Here is an 18,062-nt window from a genome sequence, read left to right on the forward strand (position 1 = left end):
TTGGGGCGAATATTCGTTTTTTAATCAGAAAAAAGTCTGGATAACCCAAACTTTTTTCGCTTTTATTCTTCTAATTCAATACCGCCATCCAAGTCCAAAATAACATCTTGAACCTCTTCGATTGCAACAGGAGCCTCTTCTGTCACGACTTCTGGTGTTTCCTCACCTTCAATCAAGCCGTAGTGAACACGGATTTTGCGGTCAATTTCGTCAAAGACTTCTGGATGTTCAACGAGATACTTCTTAGCATTCTCAGAGCCTTGTCCGATTTTTTCGCCATTATATGAATACCATGCACCAGCTTTTTTGATAAAACCAAGATTGGTTCCAATCTCAATCAATTCACCTGTACGAGAAATTCCTTCACCATACATGATTTCAACAACAACCTCTTTAAAGGGAGGGGCTACCTTGTTCTTCACGATCTTGACCTTGGTTTCCTTACCAACGTTTTGATCTTTTTGGTCACCAGTACCCTTGATTTGCGTATTTCCACGGACATCCATACGAACAGAAGCATAGAACTTAAGGGCACGTCCACCAGGCGTTGTTTCAGGGTTACCAAACATAACCCCAACTTTTTCACGCAATTGGTTAATGAAAATAGCTACTGTCTTGGTTTTGTTAATAGAAGCACCAAGTTTGCGCATGGCCTGGCTCATCATGCGAGCCTGCAAACCAACGTGGCTATCGCCGATATCACCGTCAATTTCTGCACGAGGTACAAGAGCTGCAACAGAGTCCACAACAACCAAATCAACCGCACCTGAGTCAATCAACTTACCAGCGATTTCTAGACCTTGCTCCCCTGAGTCTGGCTGTGACAAGAGCAACTCATCGATGTTTACACCAAGAGCCGCTGCATAGGCTGGATCCAAGGCGTGTTCCGCATCGATAAAGGCAGCGATCCCACCATCTTTCTGAGCCTGAGCTACTGCGTGCAAAGCAACGGTTGTCTTACCTGAACTTTCCGGACCATAAATTTCCACAATACGCCCTTTAGGATAGCCACCTGCACCTAGTGCAATATCGATAGATAGACTACCTGAGCTCATCACCTGAACTTTCTGTTCAGCACGCTCTCCCAAGCGCATCACCGCACCCTTACCAAAATCTTTTTCAATAGCTTTAAGGGCATCGTCGAGCGCCTTTTTACGCTCATCTCCAAATTTCTTTGTAATTTCTTCTAATTTTTTAGCAGGTTTTTTAGCCAATGCTGTTCTCCTCTTTTCTTAATCAAACTATTATAGCAAAATTCTTTTCTTTCACAAAGTGTTTCGTACAAAATCTAAGGCTTGCAAGCAAGCTAATTGGCGGATGTGTTGCCAGGAGTAGCCACCCAAGTCAACCTCTTTTTGGGAAATGCCAGAGGTGCTAGCCAAGGCTAGATATACCTTTGCAAGAACGTTATCCTCTGTCGACTCAGGCTTAATAAGTACCGACACAGCCAGTCCCAAATCAGCCTGTAGCTCCTCACGAATGCCATCAGCTTCTTCTGAGCACCTGCCCGATTCTGTACCTAACTGACCGATGACTTTTCCACCGCTAAAATAAGGTTGCCCAGCCAAAGCCAAACTGACTTCTGACTGTAAAAGTCCGCCTATTCCCTGTTCGACGATGGCTATTCTTTTATTCTTTTCCACCAATCGCTCTGCTACTGTCTGTACTAGACTATTTTCCTCACCGTAAGCATAGAAATATTCTCTCAGTTTATCACGTTGTAAGATGTCTTCTTCCAACTGTTTCAGACGCAAATCCGCTTCTTCTTGACTGTTTGCCTTGGTAGATAAACGCAAGGTCACTTCACCAACCTTGGCATAGGGGGCAAGAGTTGGGTCAGTTTGTTTGTCAATCAAATCAGCTAAAATCGTCACCAACTGACTTTCGCCAATACCAAAAAAGCGTAGAACACGAGAATAGAGTTGCTGACTTGACTGGTTAAGCAAAGGTTGTAAACTTTCTGTAAACATGGCTCTAAGTTCACTTGGAGGGCCTGGCAATACTACATAAGATACCCCATTTTGCTCAATCAAGCCTCCTACTGCCAAACCTGCTGGATTTTGCAAAGCCTGACTTCCCTCAACGATTTGTGCTTGGCGTTCATTATTGGGCGTGCGGACACGACCCGGTCGGCTGGCAAAGAATCGGTCTAATTTTGCCATGGCTTTTTCATCAAAGACCAATTTTCTACCTAAGAAGGCTGCCAAGGTCTGCTTAGTCAAGTCATCTTCTGTTGGCCCCAGTCCTCCACAGAGAATAACTAGCTCACTGCGCTTGCTGGCTACCTCCAGTACAGACAAAAGCCTCTGTTCATTATCTCCAACAGCTGTGTGGAAGTAAACATCAATTCCCAGCTCTGCGCATTTCTCCGAAAGGAACTGGGCATTGGTATTGACGATTTGACCTGTCAGGATTTCCGTTCCAACGGCGATTAGTTCTGCTTTCATATTCCTCCTCTGTCTAAGGTGCGATTGCTCGCTCATCTAATTAGTTCGTAATGGATTTCGAAAATCACAAGTTTCTTCATGTTCATTCAACAGACCTGCTGCCTGTAAATAAGAATAAACACAGACAGGACCGACGAATTTAAAGCCTCGCTTTTTCAAATCTTTGGACAAGCGTTCGGATAGGTCATTCTTGGTCGGCAAGTCTCGAAAGGACTTGACAGGGTTAGCAAGCGATGTAAAGTTAACCCAAGACCAGAGATAGTGATCAAAAGTTCCGAATTCCTCTTGTACTCGAAGAAAGGCCTGGGCATTGGCACGGGTAGCGTACAGCTTTGCCTTGTGGCGAATGATGTCGGGATTGGCAAGAAGACCGTCTAACTCGCTATCGGTCATGGCCGCAACCTTTTTAATGTCGTAATCGAAAAAAGCAGAGCGAAAAGCCTGGCGTTTGTTGAGAACAATTTCCCAGGAGAGTCCAGCTTGGTAGGATTCCAAGCAAAGCAACTCAAACAGAGCCTGCTCATCATGTAGCGGCTTGCCCCATTCTTCATCATGGTAGGCAATATAGAGTGGATTGTTGGGATTGACCCACGCACAACGGGACATATTTTCCCTTTCTAGCATTAACGAATGGCAGTCTGATAAGCATTATAGAGCAATCCTATCAAATCTAGACAAGCTTTATAAGCTTGAACGAGCTCTTCATTTTGAGACAGAAGTACATAAGCCTCTTGCTCCAATATCTGCCTCAGAGGTTCTACCTTACCCTCATAGGCCATATAATCAACTGTTTTTAGATAGGCTTGATAATTTTCCAGGATTGATACATATGAACCACTCCTATCGCGTAGCTCCGCCTTTCTCACTTGTTCACGATAGTGTCTTTGTAAAAAATAAGCAAAATGTCCGCCAGAATGTTCATCTTTCTGTTTAATTTGCAGACCCGTGTATGTATCCCAATAACCGACATAATTCGGTATTAGAGAAGCAGTCAGACGACCAGAATAGGTATAGCCGAGATGATGGAGTGTCCCAAGGCGAACATAGTCCTGTTGATCCGCCATCAAGGCCTTATAGATGGACGATATTTTTTCCGTGTCTTTCAAAGATGCTCGAGCTTCAAAAAAGTGGTAATTGGGGTCTATACGTCCTATGACGACAACCTCTTCATGAGGCATATAGTGATAATCAATAGAAAATTCTTTCCCTGACAAAGGATAATTTGGTCTATGGCTAGTCCCAGCATGTATCAAATTTAATCTCATCACTATCCTCACTTCATCAACATCTTGAGGGCTGACTTGATGTAGTTTTCTGCGGTGTCGTTGGTACCTTCGAAGAATTTCTTGATTTTCTTGAGTTCGGCTGGTCGGTAACCAAGCGCCTCCATGGCTTCCATAGCTTCATCGAGGGCAACATTTTCACTGGCAGGAGCTACTGGTTGAACAGGTCCTGTTTCCTCACTCATGACAAACTTGCCTTCCAAGTCTAAAATCATCTGCTGGGCTGTTTTCTTACCAATCTTTGGAAACTTGGTCAGGTAGGTAATGTTCTTCTGCTCAATAGCACGAACCAAACCGTCATTGTCATCAACAGCGATAATTGCTAGAGCCGTTGTCGGACCAATACCCGATACTGAAATCAGGCTGAGAAAAACAGATTTTTCAGCTTCTGTCATAAATCCGTAGAGCAAGTGAGCATCTTCTCGGATCACCTGATGGGTATAGACAGTCACTTCTTGTTGGACCTGCCCAGAATAAGCGTAGGGATTGGCTACCTGTAAAAGATAACCAACTCCGTGCGTTTCTACTACAATATACTTTGCAGTGATTTTAGTTAACATTCCTTTGATATAGTCGTACATATTTTCCTCTATCTATCCATTAATTCCCTTTATTGTACCATAAAAAGCCTCGCTATTGATAGCGAAGCTGGGTTTCAATATCCGATGGATAGGTTACCTAAGCAATGAACGAACATTGGGTAGAAAAGATTATCTGTTCTCTGATAGAGATAGCCCAAGTAAATACCTGAACAAATCTGAGGAATTGTACTGATAATTTCTGAACTGTCCAGAGATCTAGCATGTCCTAATCCAAAAATGAGACCTTGCAAGACAATAGCCAACCATGGATTCAAAATATTTTTCAGACTATCCTGTAAAAATTTCCGATAAAAAAGTTCTTCAACAATCGGACCAATGATGCCCACTATTAGCAAAAAGATTGGAAGTGGGAAGATTTGGTTGATCTTGTCAACTGCTGTAACGTTACCTATACCTTCTGAGATATGAAGTGATTTCATTAGCATGTATTGGAAAAAGCTTCCGCCATACATGACCAAAAAGTCTGCGAGATAAAACAAGGGGAATTGATAAAGCAGTTTCCAGCTCCGCATTTTTCCAAAATCAGTCCAAAGAAGCTCCTTATAGTAGTATATGCCAAGTGCAAATAGCAAGACATAACTAGCAAGCTGGTAGTAAAGACTATAAGTCGGACTAAGCCCTAAATAACGGTGAAACTTGACTAGTAGATGGAGTACGCCAAGAACAATAAATGCAATAAATAGCCGATCTTTTCGGACCATACGATGACCTCGCTTTATAAAGATTTGGTCAACATGAATTCTTGGATAAGGAAACCGATGAGGAGAAAAACGATGAGGAAGGGGAGCAAGAGCGTGGCATTACCACCAACAAATATACCAAGACTGAATAGGATTAGGAGAATCAAGTAATTTATCCAGACCCGCCTTTTCTTAGCCTTGACTTGTAAGCCAATCAGTTGGTCAAAAGATAGGTGATAACGTTGGGCAATGCTGACTAGACTGGCACTATCAGGTAAGGTGCGACCCGTTTCCCTTAGTTAAAGATATTGTTGGGTATCTCAAGATGTGTCATTCGATTTTGCCGATAAAGCGGTAGAAGATTTCCACTTCCTGTTCCCGGCTTCCGTCCTCACTTTTGACCGCTTCATGGACAAGGATTTTTTCAATCAGCGTATTCAGAAGTTCAGCCGTCAATTCTGTGGGATTGACATACTGTTTCATCAGACCTATCCACTTTTCAGCGTCAACCGCTGTCTGGGCGGCGGTCTCCATCGCTTCGTGAAGCCGTTCAATTTTTACGTCCAATTCTCGCTGTTCGCCCTGATACTTTTCGGACAGCATATTGAAATTGTATTCTGTAATGCGTCCGGCAGACCAGTCCTCATACATTTTTGCAAACAGGGTGTCTACTTCTGCTTTGCGCTTTTCCGCCTTTTTCAGTTCGGCTGTCTGCCGCTTCCTTGCAGTATTGCGTTCCTTGTCGCTGGCGTTAAGTAGCCGTTTCAGAAGTTTGTCCCCATCCTGCTGTGCCAGCACAGACCAGTATTGCAGACGGGAAAGGACATAGGCGTAAAGCACATCATAGCGGATATAGTGCATGGAACACTGGTGCAATCCTTGCCCGTACTTGCTACAATGGTAGTGGGCATAGGGATTTTTGTTCTGGCTGTTCATACCATAGGCCAGCGACCAGCCGCAGTCCGCACATTTTACCAGCCCGGAAAATATCTGTGTTGTGCCGTTCTTCTGCCGTCTGCGCCTGTTGCAAATCTGCTCCTGTACTTGACGGAACACATCTTCGGAAATAATCGCTTCGTGGGTGTTCTCCACACGATACCATTCCTCTTTTGGCTTGCGTACTTTCTTCTTGTTTTTGAATGAAATGTTGGTCTGCTTATTGTGGACGCTGTGTCCGATATAGGTTTCCTCTTTCAGAATACTTTTCACCTGCGCTATCGTCCACGCATAGGCTTTTTCCTCCGGCGCTCCGGCATAGATATTTGCGAAAGTGCCGTATCTCTGGAAATTCAGCCAGCCGGGAGTAGGTACTTTTTCTTCGACCAAAATCCGTGTAATGCTGGCGGCTCCCCGGCCATGAACGGCAAGGTCAAAAATCTTTTCGATAATCCACCTTGTTTCCGGGTCAATCAGAAGATGGCCTTTCTTATCTGGGTCTTTGACATAGCCAAGCGGAGCATAGGCTCCATAGTGTGCGCCATTTGCGAACCGTGTCCGCATGGCCGCCTTTACCTTTTTGCTGGTCTGGCGGGCGTGCATTTCATTCAGAATGTTGAGGAATGGGGCAAGCTCATTCTCTCCGTTGATGGTGTCCACATTGTCATTGACAGCGATATAGCGGACGCCTTTGCTGGGAAAGTAGATTTCCGTGTACTGGCCGGTCAGAATGTAGTTTCTGCCTAAGCGGGATAAATCCTTCGTAACAACGCAGTTGATTTTCCCGTCCTCAATGTCATCAATCATTCTCTGAAAATCCGGCCTGTCAAAGTTCGTTCCAGACCATCCATCGTCGATATATTCATCTATGACATTCAGGCCATGCTCGGCGGCATATTGCCGGAGCATCATGCGTTGTGTCTGAATACTCCCGCTTTCTCCTTGCAGTTCATCGTCCCGGCTCAATCTCATATAAAGCGCCGTGTTGTAAATCGTAGTATTGTAAGGTTGTTTCACCGTAAAAATCCTCCTTCTAAAGAAACAACCCACGCTTACAATACTTTTGCTCTATGGCAATTATATCATAAGCGTGGGCGTGTTATCAATGATGGGCTATCAGGTTGAAGCGGCTTTTTCTGCGGTATGCCGCACCACATCTACAATCAGATCACCGAGGGGCTTCCCGCCTGCGGCGAAGTGTTCGGAGATTTTTATACGGTTGTTCCCACATACAAAATACTGCGTGCCGTTCTCTGCTTGTATAACCTGCCCTGTTCGGGGTGTAAAAATATCGCTTTCACTTTTTGCCATCCAGTGTCCTCCATATTCAGTTTTCAAGGTACAATGCCGCACAGAGGCGGCGAAAATTTCTGCTTATATCTATCACCTTTCCTTTACCGTGTGCCGCTGCTGACGTTTCAGTTCCGCCAGTATATCCGGCGGGATACGGTCAACCAGCCGCTGTAAATTGTCCAGTTCGCTTTTCAGCTTTGCCCGTTCCATCGTATCTTTCATCTTTCCTTTTTCGCTGGCCTTTGCCCTTGCTTCCAACTTCTCATTCTCCGCCAGCAGGTCATTGATTGTGACCTTGTACTTTTTCAACTGCCCGGAGAAATTCTCCATCTGCGGGAACCACTTTTTCAGCATGGAGAGGGCTTCCTCTTTTTTCTTTCCGGCGTTCAGCGGGTTAATGCCGTCCAGTGTGGCTTCAATGGCTCTTGCCTGCCGGGAGAGGGAAACCGCCTGTTTGAAAAGCCGGGTGGGGATATGCTTCCGGCCTGTCCTGCTGGCGCTCTCCCCACGCTCCAAGTCAGGATATTTCTCCACCATATAGGCGTGAAAATCGTCCTGCCACTTCGTCAGGTTTGCCCGGTTGCCGATAATCTCCTTTGCACACAGGCGGTTGTCCTTTGTCAGCGGAACAAAGGTCAAATGCAGGTGGGGCGTTTTCTCGTCCATGTGTACCACCGCCGACACGATATTTTCCCGTCCTACCCGGCCAATGAGGAAGTCCGCCGCCCTCTGGAAAAACGCCTGTATCTCCTTTGGGGATTTCCCCTTGAAAAACTCCGGGCTGGCAGTTACCAGCGTATCGACAAACCGTGTGCTGTCCTTGCGGGTTCGGCACCCGGCCTGTTCAATGCGGTTTTGAATGAAATGATAGTACCTGCCCTCTGGCTTGACGATATGAAAGTTGTACTTGCTCCGGCTTGTGTCAATGTCGGGGTTGCTGGCGTATTGTTCTTTCTGTCTTTCGTGATGGGCTTCCAGCGGCCTTGCCGGGTTGCCCTTGTGCTTCTCAAACCGCAAAATTGCGTGTTGTGCCATTCTGCTCCTTTCCCCATTCCTTTCCTATCCGGGGTTTTCCACAGGGAAAATCCCGCAGAAATTAGCTCGGATAGGATTGGAATGGATAGAATATAAATAAATCTTTTTAATCTTTGTATTTCTATATACCGTCCGGTTTTCGTACTTCCGGGGAGTGATTTCCTCACTTCATAAGTACGGTTTTCAGCCCTCCGGCGTACCAGAACCGGATTTCTTGAAGTCGGTGTTTGGAACCGCTTCATAGGATTTTGGGAAAATGCGGTTGGGTTTTCCACAGCCCTGCTTCTGGATCTCCACCAGCCCGGCGTATTGCAGTTCCCGCAGGGTGTTTACCGCTTTCTGCCGCCCACAGTGGAGCAGGTCAACCACCTCGCAGATGGGATAGTACAGATAAATCCGTCCGCAATCATCCGCCCACCCATTCTTGCGGGATAACTCTGTCCGGCGCAGGATAAAGGCGTACAGAACCTTTGCCTCGTTGGACAAGGGCTTGAATGTGGGGGCTTCAAAGAGGAAATTCGGGAGCCGGGTGAAGCTGAACGCCTTTTCCGGCTGATGGATATAGATGGTATTTGTCATAGTGCGTTTTGTGGACGGTTAGAAGCCCGTTTTCCGGGGCGGGCGATACTTTATACCACCAGCCCCGGTTTGGGGCTTGCGAAGCCTGATAAATCAAGGCTTTTTTCGCTCCTAACTGTCCACAGCAGACCTCCTTTTCCGTTCACTTTCTGTTTTCTGCCGCCTGTGAACTCTGGCGGCACAGCCGGGGCAGTATTTTGCCCGGTTGGATTTGGGGACGAACACACCGCCGCAGACCTCACAGCGTTTCAAGTCCTTATCCCGGAAAATCTCCGCTTCCAGCGTCCCGTCCAGCGGCAAGACCGCCCAGCGGAACCACTTACAGCAGACCGAGAAAGAAATCGTCTGCGGACAGGTGCAGGTGTCCCCATCGTCAAGGACAATGCAGTTGCCGTCCTCACAGCAACAGCACTCCCGGCGTATCAGGCTGGCCGCCTGTTTTCTCTGCGCCGGGGTCATGCGGTAAAGGGAACCGTCCGGCCTGCGTTCCAGCGGCGGCAAGTCTTTATAGGGGTTATCTCTCATGCGTTCCCTCCATTTTGCTTTCCGTTGCCGTTCTCCCCGAAAAGGTTTCCTGCCCCATTCCTGCGGCGTGTTCCGGCGTTGGCACGCTCCTCGCAACTTCGGGACATTTTGTCCCGAAGTCCGACTCCTTGCGGTGCTTCCCCAGCCGGGGTATTCCTTTTCGGACGGTCATTCTGTTTTCAAGGTGCCGTCCATCGATGAACTACCCTAAGTCTACACGAAAAAAATGCAATTCCCGGAATATTGCGAGAATTGCATTTTGATGAAGTTTACACTTTGGAAATTGCATTTTTGCAATCATTCTGTATAATGGAAGTATGCGGAGGAGGTGCGTATCTATGGCTTTACCCGGAACGCCCGGACAGCGGATTTCCGATTTATGCAACGGGAACCACATCACACAAAAGGAACTTGCGGAGAAGATAGGCGTTTCCGCTTCCCAGTTGAGCCGCATTGTCAGCGGCGAAACAAGAACGGTCAGCAGTGATATTCTCATAGGTGTGGCAAAGGAATTTAAGGTATCGACAGACTACATACTGGGCTTGTCTACCGTGAGCGTTCGTAAAAGCTACGATATTTCTGAATTAGGCTTGTCCGAGGGAGCCGTGAGGGGGCTTGTGACGGGTGCTGTTGATGTGCAAATCCTCAACCGCCTGTTGGAACACAGGAATTTTCCTAAGCTGATAGATTTGATACGGATTTATTTTCAGGATACGGCGGCAAAGGGCATAACAGCAAGAAACCAGCTTATCGAGATGGCAACGGCTTCCCTGGCCGACCTGATGAAAGAACACCCGGAACACCGGGCAGAAGCGAAGCAGGATTTACAGCTTTTGAACGCCCAAAAGATAGGGGAACATGAAGCGGAGATTGAAAAAATCAACAATGTGTTCCTGGCTATCCTGCGGGACATTAAGAAAGACATTGACAACGGGGAACAGCCGGGAGAAGCTGTGACCGCCGCTATGTTCCAAGCCATGCGGGACGCACTGGCGGAACAGAAACAAAAACCACTTTCCATTGACGATGTAACGGCGATGATAGCTGGACAGATCGGACAGCTTACACCGATGGATAAAGAAACTGTTGAAATGTTCCAGCAGTTTGCGAAGAAGATGATTGAGCAGGCAGGAACAAAGTGATAAATTTGAATTGTGAGGGAAAATACAGATGAATCAAGGAAGAATTATTGTGATTACAGGCTCACCGGGGACAGGAAAAACAACAACTGCGTCAATTGTCGCAAAGGAATCAGATATGGATAAATCAGTGCATATGCACACCGATGACTTTTTTCATTACTTAAGCAAAGGCGCAATACCACCACATTTGCCAGAATCCAACGAGCAAAATCTGGTTGTCATTGAAGCCTTTTTAGAAGCTGCAAAGCGATATGCTCGTGGCGGATATGATGTAATTGTAGATGGGATTGTCGGGCCATGGTTTTTGGAGCCATGGAAAGCTCTTGCCCAAGAAGATTACGAGGTACACTATATTGTATTAAGAGCGAGTAAAAAAGAAACTATGAAGCGAGCTGTGGAACGCTCAAAATTAGATAGAAAAACAAATATTGAATTAGTGGAAACAATGTGGGAGCAATTTTCCGGTTTGGGAGTATATGAATCAAATGTCATAGACACAACTACATTCACAATTAAAGATACGGTTTCCGCAATAAAAGAAAGAGTTGCATGTGGGACGTCTTTACTATCTTAGACATTCCCATTTGTCAGGAAGATAGCAAAGCCAGCCGAGCCAGTCAACGGTCAAGATGAACGGCGCATTTCATGCGCCGCCGTTGACAGTCCCGCCCGTCTTTGCTAAAGGGTAATCAAGGCGGGAAAGCCCTAAAATGGCTTCACACCTATTTCAATAATTGGAGGAGATAAAAATGAGATCAGAAAAGGAAGTTTATGATATTGTTTTGAATTTTGCAAAAACAGACAAACGCATTCGCATGGTTACTTTGGAAGGATCTAGAACAAATACAAATATTCCGCCTGATGATTTTCAGGATTTTGATATTACTTTTTTTGTTACGGATATGGACAGCTTCACAAGTGATGATAAATGGCTAGATATATTTGGTGAAAGGTTGATTCTGCAAAAGCCGGAAGATATGGAATTATTTCCAGCTGTAGAAAAGGGATTTTCATATTTAATGCTGTTTACTGATGATGTTAAGATAGATTTAACTTTGCTGCCGCTGGAACTGATAGACGAGTATTTTACATGGGATAAACTGGTAAAGTTACTGTTGGATAAAGACAACCGTATCGTAAAGCCGCCAATACCAACGGATATAGACTACCACTTGCAGAAGCCTACTCAAAGAATGTTTGACGATTGCTGTAATGAATTTTGGAATACTACAACATATGTAGTAAAGGGCTTATGCCGCAAAGAAATTCTTTTTGCTATTGACCATATGAATGATATAGTACGAAAAGAATTGCTTCGCATGATTTCCTGGCTGATTGGTATCAAACAGGGATTTCATTTCAGTTTGGGAAAAAACTATAAATTTATGAAGCAATATGTCCCAGAGGAATTGTGGGAACGACTTATGTCCACTTATAATATGGATTCCTATCCCCATATGTGGGAATCCTTTGAACAATGTATGGCATTGTTCCGGGAGGTTTCGTCAGAAGTGGCATGCCAGTTGGATTACCAGTATCCACTATATGATGAAAAAATCAGTAATTATGTGATTCGGCAAAAGAAAAAATATGGCATTGAAGATGATAACAAATAAAATTTTTTCAATCGAAAAAATTTATTTTGATTATTCAATTTTGAAAAACTGAATACCTCAAAATCAGAAAGAGAGCGGCCAAGCACTTTGAGGGATTGGCCGCCTTGTCCACCCATCCAGCGGGACAGCGGGCGGAGGTCAAGGCCGGGTGTAAACCCGTTCATTTCAGCCTTGACGGTTGCCCGTTGTCCTGCTACTTTTCCGGGAGTGTGGCCACAACTTCGGGACACTTTGTCCACAAGTTGGAGCGTAGGACGAGGAACTGGGGCTTTCATATACGCCCTGTCTGCTGATGAGTCCAGACCTGCGCTTGCGACTCCACGCCACGCAAGCACAGCCCTGTTTTCCTGCCGCTTCAAATGCCCTTGCCCTCCCCGGCGGCAACGGCATTTTCACGGCAACGCCGGCAGAGCGTATAACACACTACACTTTGCTTCGCAAAGTCGTGTGCCAAATGGGGGCGTTGCCCCCTTTGGAAACCCCCACAAGAAAAGGCGGTACGCTACCCCTCCACGGGGCGCATACCGCCTTTTCTTGTTATCCAGCCCTCCGGCTGTATCGGTTGAGCAAAAGTCCGCGTGGGATTGATGTGGTATCTTTAACTTTGGGAAACTCCTTTTTCCCAGTTTAAGACTGTTTGCCGTGACACTCCGATTGCTTTTGCCAAGGTTTCTTGCGATTCCTGTCGTTTTGTTCGCTCCATGTGAATGAGCTGTCCAAGATTGGTCATGTTTCCTCCTTTACTTTACAAGCTGGCGGTAAAAATAGCTAGTCCAAATGCTTTTACAGGGGTGTTAAAATCCTTAATACTTCCCCAACTCACGTAAACTCGTGTGATTTTCCTGAATGCGTCTAAACATTTTTTCCATGTCCGACTTGCTAAAATGCACCAAGACTGGTCGTCCATGCGGGCAGTTATAAGGATTTTGACAATGGGATAATTGCCGCAATAAATCACGCGCCGAATAATCATCCAAGGCATGATTGGCCTTAATCGAACGCTTGCAGGACATCATAATAGCCAACTCTGCCCGATACTGCTTGATGGACACCTGGTCTGTTAGAAGTAGCATATCGCACATCTCGTAAATACCAGCCTCAATCTCCTCTTCCTTCATCCAGATAGGGTGCTCACGTAAGATGAATTGGTTGACACCGTACTCTTCCAAGTTGACACCAACTTGACGGAGGGCATCCATTTTATGCGCAAGATTGAGGGCATCATTTTGAGGGAATTCAAAGATATAAGGCACCAAGAGCTGCTGGGCAGAGTTATCTACCTGACCAATCTTCTCACGGTAGTATTCGTATTTGACCCGCTCCTGTGCGGCGTGTTGGTCAATGATGTACAAGCCTGTTTTTCCTTGTGCAAAAAGATAGGTGCCGTGCATTTGACCAAAATATTCCAATTCTGGGAAGGTTGAGGTTTCTTCCTGATCCAACTTGTCTGCCACCTTAGCAAGTTCCTTAGTGGATAGGTTGGGGTGGTCCAAGTCATCAGTAATTTCTGTCTGCCGTTGGGCAAATTTGATAGTGACAAACTTGTCAACTTGACTTGTCATCTCTGTCAGGTTCTTGTCTTCTTCCAAAGGCTTGATGTCTTCTGAAACCACCTCTGGTTTGAGGAAGAAGTCCTGCTTGACAGTGTCATAGTAGAGCTTGCTTTCCTTGAGTGGCAAGGTGACCTGCTCTGCTTTGACCTTGGTACGCGTACTAGACTGGGCCAGATTTTCGAGGGCGTCAGGAATTAAATCCTGCTCCTTTAGTGCCTTAATAATGGCCTCGCGAATCAGAGTCATGAGTTCCTTTTCCTTGGAAATACGGACCTCTTGCTTGGTTGGATGGACATTGACATCAGCCAAATAAGGATCAATCTCAATGGAAATCACAGCCAGTGGAAAACGACCCACCATGAGCTTACTACCGTAACCTTCTAAAATAGCACGGTTGAGTAGGAAGTTCTTGATATAACGACCATTGATGAAAATGGAAATGTAATTTCGGTTAGCACGGGTCAATTCTGGCAGGGAAACATAGCCAGAAACCTGAAAATCCAAGTCCTCGGCCTCAATCTCCACCATTTTTTTAGCAGAAGCAATACCGTAGATACCCGAAATAGCTTGACGGAGCTTACCCGTTCCAGCTGTCCGCATCAATTCCCGTCCTTCATTGACCAAGGTAAAGGCGATTTCAGGATGGGCCAGGCTCAGCCTGTTGATAATATCAGCGATATGCGATAACTCGGCCTGCTGACTGCGAACATACTTAAGACGGGCAGGGGTATTGTAAAACAAATCCGAAACGGTTATCTGGGTGCCGACTGGGCGACTGATTGGCTCCTCTAACTCAACGATACCACCCTTGGAAACCAGACGCAAGCCGTGGGCATGGTGGGCTGTAGCCGTTTCAATAACCATTTGACTGACAGAGGCAATGGACGGTAGAGCTTCACCACGAAAACCCAAGGTCCGAATGCGGAACAGGTCTGCCTGATTTTTTATCTTACTGGTGGCATGACGACGCAAAGCCAAGGCTACTTGGTCAGGGGCAATACCTTCGCCGTTGTCCGTAATTTGAATAGTTTTTAGCCCAGCTTCTTCGATACGAATTTCTATCTGGCTGGCGCCTGCATCAATCGAGTTCTCCACCAACTCCTTAACTACACTGGCAGGTCGCTCAATCACCTCACCTGCTGCAATCTGGTTGGCTAAAATTTCTGGTAATTCGATAATTTGTGACATGATATTCCCTACATTCCTTTAGACATTCTTTTCCCGTTTACTTATTCCTCCATTATACCACACATCCCTTTGTTTCTAAGTCCATGAAAAAATGACTGCCTAAGCAATCATTCATTCTTTTGATAGACAGTAAAGTAGTCGGTAGTTTTGACAGACTTATACTGCTGCTCTAAATTTGCTTTTACATCATCTAAGAGCGGGATGTTCTTATTAACAATCACCAGACTTGCCTCATTTTTATTGAGGTCATATAGCAAACTGTTTTGATTATCAGTCGTAGTCAGATAAGGCTCCGCTGTAATAATCGTTGCGGATGACAAACGTTGGCTGTCCAGATAGATACTAGCGCTATTATCCCAAACGTAAATCTTATCCATCTTAGTCGTTTCTTGCCCAACATAACTAGCAATGCTTGCACGATCCGTGACCAAATTCCCCTCTACAAAATAAGTATAGGCTGGTTGTGCGACCATTCCAAAAGCCATGACAAGAGGCAGGAAAAAGTGACGACTGAGATAGCCTCGTTCCTCAACTGCTGAATCAGCTCCCAAATGAAGCACAGTCAGTACAAAACCATAAGGCAATAGAATGAGCAGTTGGCTATAATGACCATTTGGAGTTCCAATAATAAACACCAGCTGAGCTATAAAAACGAGTAGGATTAGAACCTTGATATGAGTATGCCGACCTTGACCGAAGGAAGAGACGGTCTGGATAAATCCTTTGAAAAAACCAGATAGCAACAAAAACCCAGCTACAACTGCCAGTGTCACATACAAACCTGCATACTGGAAGTCTAAATTTAAATTGTAAAGAAAGGTTTGCTGAATAGCTGTACCAAGTATCTGTGCTTCAAAGGCATAGTAGCCAACTAGATACAAGACCAATAGAAGACCAAATATACTTGCCAATAATTGATAGAACCCTCGAGCCATTTGCCGTTGTTGCGTGTTAAAAACAAACAATATGAAACCAGCTAGTAACCATAATAAGAGGCTCTTTGGATAAATCAGAAAGGCCAAGGCTGCCTCAATTCCATACAGGATAAAGGCCTCATCGCCCACAGCATTTGCAAAATAGCGGACTAGGAACCAAATACCTGCCAAAACAAAGGGAAGCGCAAAGAGTTCTGCATATAAGCCACCAAATCCTAAAGAAGCAATAAAAATATAAAACCAATGACTTGAACTAGTCGCCAACCGTTCCGACTGACTAAAATAGACCATGATTTTATAGAAATAAACTCCTGCGATAAACAGCGCAATCATTTGAAGAAAACCAAATACAATAAATCCTCCATCAATATGACCTAACCAGGCTAGTAAGTAATAGAAAACGCCGTTTGTTGCGAAGAAATCTCCGTAGGGATTCTGACCAGCCATCATAGCCATTCCGGCATATAAATGCTGGGTCTGCTCATTCGTCGCTAAAAAGGTTAGAAAGGGATTGGCTACACTCACTAGGCTCAGTACTAAACTCCAAACGAGAGCCGGCCAAATCTTTGTTTTGGGCATCCTGGCCTTAAAATCTTCACTCAGCTGATAACCCTGCGAACGCCTCGCTCTTCGACGGCGCCGAGGTTGATGAGATACTTCACGAGCAACTGCATCTAATTCTGTCATGTTCTCCTCCTTGAATGTACTTTTTTTATTATATCAAAAAGCACTCCCGATGTCATTTCCTATCGGGAGTTCTGGAAATTTTTGCAAACAGTTCCAACTGTCGAAAGGTATGGCGTTTGGTTTTTTCAAATTCCTTTAAAAAAGCTACTGTTTCTGCATGTGTCATACCTATTTATTCGCAAAAGTTACTTTATTTTTTAAATAGCTGACGAACCTCTGAGATAAAGTAGAGGGAGCCTGTGACAATCAAAATCCCTTGCTTGCTAGATTGCCAGTCTTCTATAAACTGCGGATAGTTTTCAACATAATCTCGTCCTTGTCGGTTTTCCTCGGACAAGGCACCGTCATAAGCAAAGCTGGTCAAAACAAGAGGAGTATGTGGTAACTTTTCTTCCAATAATTCTAGCATTTCTTGAAAATCCTTGCGTCGAAGAGCAGAAAAGAGAATGGTGACCGGCTCTTCTTGAACCTGAATAAATTCAATCAAACGTTCGATAGCTGGGACATTGTGGGCTCCATCCAAATAGATTTTTGGCTCTTGAGCAACCAATTCCAAACGACCAGGCCAGCTGGTTTGGGCAAGAGCAGTTTTAATTAACGGAGGTAAAGTCGCTTTTTGAATACTTGCCATATAAAGCAAAAAAGTTTGCAAGGCTACGGCCGCATTTTCTTCTTGGTGAGGACCTGCCAGACCTAAAACCAATTCTGATAGGTCCATGTCCGCATTGCTGAACTGTCCTGCTTTGTAGGTAAATTCCTGACTAAATTGATAGACGGGAGCTTGTTTATCAAGGGCAATTTGGCGACAGATGGCTGTGGTTTCTGGAGAAAGCGGTCCAAGGACGACAGGCACGTTTTGCTTGATAATCCCTGCTTTCTGCTCTGCTATTTCCCTTAAAGTCGAGCCTAGTAAATCCTGATGGTCCATGCCGATGGAGGTGATGACGCTGAGAGCCGGTGCCACGACATTGGTCGTATCCAAAAGTCCACCGATACCTACCTCTACTAGCGCCAAATCAGGCTGTTGGTCCTTGAAATAGAGGAACATGATGAGTACCATGACCTCAAAATAGCGGAAGGACTCATAGCGTGTGGCGACTTCCTGCTCCAAGTCGTAGACTTTCTGTAGATAGTGCTGAAAATCGTGGTCTGAAATGGGCTGGCTGTCAATACAAATCCTGTCGTGCACGCTCACCATATGAGGTGACACAAAACTACCGACACGCAAGCCGTGAGCTTGAAAAAGCTGGCGCAGAAAGGCAATGGTCGATCCCTTGCCATTGGTTCCAGCCACATGAATGACCGGAACAGCAAACTGGGGACTGCCCAGCAGTTCCAGGGCATACTCTATCTTTTCCATCTTGTAATGAAACACCTGACCTTGTTTGGTGTTTAACCAATTTTCTAACATAGCCACCTCCTATATATTATCTAGTATAGCAAAAAAGCCTAACAGATGTTGGCTTTTTACTATATTGTTTGAAAGAACATAAACGTTATTACTTCACCCACCAATTATCTTCACCAAATTGACCAAAACCACCGAAAAATTTTAAAAAGT

Annotated in this window: 18 protein-coding genes; 3 read left to right on the forward strand and 15 right to left on the reverse strand. The window is 45.2% G+C overall.

From position 1 onward, the window contains the following. Window positions 1–62: 62 nt before the first annotated feature. The 11 genes from recA to C1G57_RS02885 all read right to left on the reverse strand — a co-directional run bounded on the left by recA (window position 63) and on the right by C1G57_RS02885 (window position 9,380). On the reverse strand, window positions 63–1,214 hold the full coding sequence (gene recA / locus C1G57_RS02830) for a recombinase RecA (protein WP_105113656.1): 1,152 nt from the start codon (window positions 1,212–1,214) through the stop codon (window positions 63–65). Between the two features lie 51 nt (window positions 1,215–1,265). Further along, window positions 1,266–2,447: a competence/damage-inducible protein A gene (locus C1G57_RS02835; RefSeq protein ID WP_105113657.1), complete on the reverse strand. Its 1,182-nt coding sequence runs from the start codon at window positions 2,445–2,447 to the stop codon at window positions 1,266–1,268. A gap of 36 nt (window positions 2,448–2,483) precedes the next feature. Next, window positions 2,484–3,053 (reverse strand): DNA-3-methyladenine glycosylase I, encoded by a 570-nt coding sequence (locus C1G57_RS02840; RefSeq protein ID WP_105113658.1) that lies wholly within the window; start codon window positions 3,051–3,053, stop codon window positions 2,484–2,486. A 17-nt stretch (window positions 3,054–3,070) separates the two neighbouring features. Continuing rightward, window positions 3,071–3,712, reverse strand: a complete 642-nt coding sequence (locus tag C1G57_RS02845; protein ID WP_105117200.1) for a hypothetical protein — start codon at window positions 3,710–3,712, stop codon at window positions 3,071–3,073. An 8-nt stretch (window positions 3,713–3,720) separates the two neighbouring features. Next, window positions 3,721–4,311 carry a Holliday junction branch migration protein RuvA gene (gene ruvA, locus C1G57_RS02850; RefSeq protein WP_105113660.1) on the reverse strand — a complete coding sequence of 197 codons (591 nt, stop codon included), beginning with the start codon at window positions 4,309–4,311 and terminating at the stop codon, window positions 3,721–3,723. Window positions 4,312–4,385: 74 nt separating this feature from the next. Next, on the reverse strand, window positions 4,386–5,033 hold the full coding sequence (locus tag C1G57_RS02855) for a CPBP family intramembrane glutamic endopeptidase (RefSeq protein ID WP_105113661.1): 648 nt from the start codon (window positions 5,031–5,033) through the stop codon (window positions 4,386–4,388). A 309-nt stretch (window positions 5,034–5,342) separates the two neighbouring features. Continuing rightward, entirely contained in the window at window positions 5,343–6,920 is a 1,578-nt protein-coding gene (locus tag C1G57_RS02860; protein ID WP_154410947.1) for a recombinase family protein, read from the reverse strand. 144 nt (window positions 6,921–7,064) lie between these two features. Then, window positions 7,065–7,259 carry a hypothetical protein gene (locus tag C1G57_RS02865; RefSeq protein ID WP_002334813.1) on the reverse strand — a complete coding sequence of 65 codons (195 nt, stop codon included), beginning with the start codon at window positions 7,257–7,259 and terminating at the stop codon, window positions 7,065–7,067. A 72-nt stretch (window positions 7,260–7,331) separates the two neighbouring features. Continuing rightward, window positions 7,332–8,276, reverse strand: coding sequence for a MobV family relaxase (gene mobV / locus C1G57_RS02870; protein ID WP_002334814.1), 945 nt, complete (start codon window positions 8,274–8,276; stop codon window positions 7,332–7,334). Window positions 8,277–8,459: 183 nt separating this feature from the next. Further along, window positions 8,460–8,855 carry a replication initiator protein A gene (locus C1G57_RS02880; RefSeq protein ID WP_002588752.1) on the reverse strand — a complete coding sequence of 132 codons (396 nt, stop codon included), beginning with the start codon at window positions 8,853–8,855 and terminating at the stop codon, window positions 8,460–8,462. A gap of 111 nt (window positions 8,856–8,966) precedes the next feature. Then, entirely contained in the window at window positions 8,967–9,380 is a 414-nt protein-coding gene (locus tag C1G57_RS02885; RefSeq protein ID WP_002588751.1) for a cysteine-rich VLP domain-containing protein, read from the reverse strand. Window positions 9,381–9,718: 338 nt separating this feature from the next. Between C1G57_RS02885 and C1G57_RS02895 the strand changes: the two genes are divergently transcribed. The 3 genes from C1G57_RS02895 to C1G57_RS02905 all read left to right on the forward strand — a co-directional run bounded on the left by C1G57_RS02895 (window position 9,719) and on the right by C1G57_RS02905 (window position 12,138). After that, entirely contained in the window at window positions 9,719–10,522 is an 804-nt protein-coding gene (locus C1G57_RS02895; RefSeq protein ID WP_105113662.1) for a helix-turn-helix domain-containing protein, read from the forward strand. A gap of 28 nt (window positions 10,523–10,550) precedes the next feature. Then, window positions 10,551–11,096, forward strand: coding sequence for an AAA family ATPase (locus C1G57_RS02900; protein ID WP_001071501.1), 546 nt, complete (start codon window positions 10,551–10,553; stop codon window positions 11,094–11,096). Between the two features lie 175 nt (window positions 11,097–11,271). Continuing rightward, the gene (locus C1G57_RS02905; protein ID WP_001255868.1) at window positions 11,272–12,138 is read left to right on the forward strand and encodes an aminoglycoside 6-adenylyltransferase AadE; all 867 of its coding nucleotides are present in this window, start codon (window positions 11,272–11,274) and stop codon (window positions 12,136–12,138) included. 598 nt (window positions 12,139–12,736) lie between these two features. On the opposite strand, the gene C1G57_RS02920 is transcribed toward C1G57_RS02905, so the two are convergent. From C1G57_RS02920 to C1G57_RS02940, 4 genes are all read right to left on the reverse strand, one after another. Further along, window positions 12,737–12,868: a helix-turn-helix transcriptional regulator gene (locus C1G57_RS02920; RefSeq protein ID WP_105113663.1), complete on the reverse strand. Its 132-nt coding sequence runs from the start codon at window positions 12,866–12,868 to the stop codon at window positions 12,737–12,739. A 73-nt stretch (window positions 12,869–12,941) separates the two neighbouring features. Further along, entirely contained in the window at window positions 12,942–14,879 is a 1,938-nt protein-coding gene (gene mutL / locus C1G57_RS02925) for a DNA mismatch repair endonuclease MutL (protein WP_105113664.1), read from the reverse strand. 107 nt (window positions 14,880–14,986) lie between these two features. Further along, on the reverse strand, window positions 14,987–16,501 hold the full coding sequence (locus tag C1G57_RS02930; RefSeq protein ID WP_105113665.1) for a quinol oxidase: 1,515 nt from the start codon (window positions 16,499–16,501) through the stop codon (window positions 14,987–14,989). Between the two features lie 190 nt (window positions 16,502–16,691). Beyond that, window positions 16,692–17,912 carry a bifunctional folylpolyglutamate synthase/dihydrofolate synthase gene (locus C1G57_RS02940; protein WP_105113667.1) on the reverse strand — a complete coding sequence of 407 codons (1,221 nt, stop codon included), beginning with the start codon at window positions 17,910–17,912 and terminating at the stop codon, window positions 16,692–16,694. Window positions 17,913–18,062 lie beyond the last annotated feature (150 nt).

It is taken from the genome of Streptococcus suis (assembly GCF_002960425.1).
In the GTDB taxonomy this organism is placed as follows: Bacteria; Bacillota; Bacilli; order Lactobacillales; family Streptococcaceae; genus Streptococcus; species Streptococcus suis_S.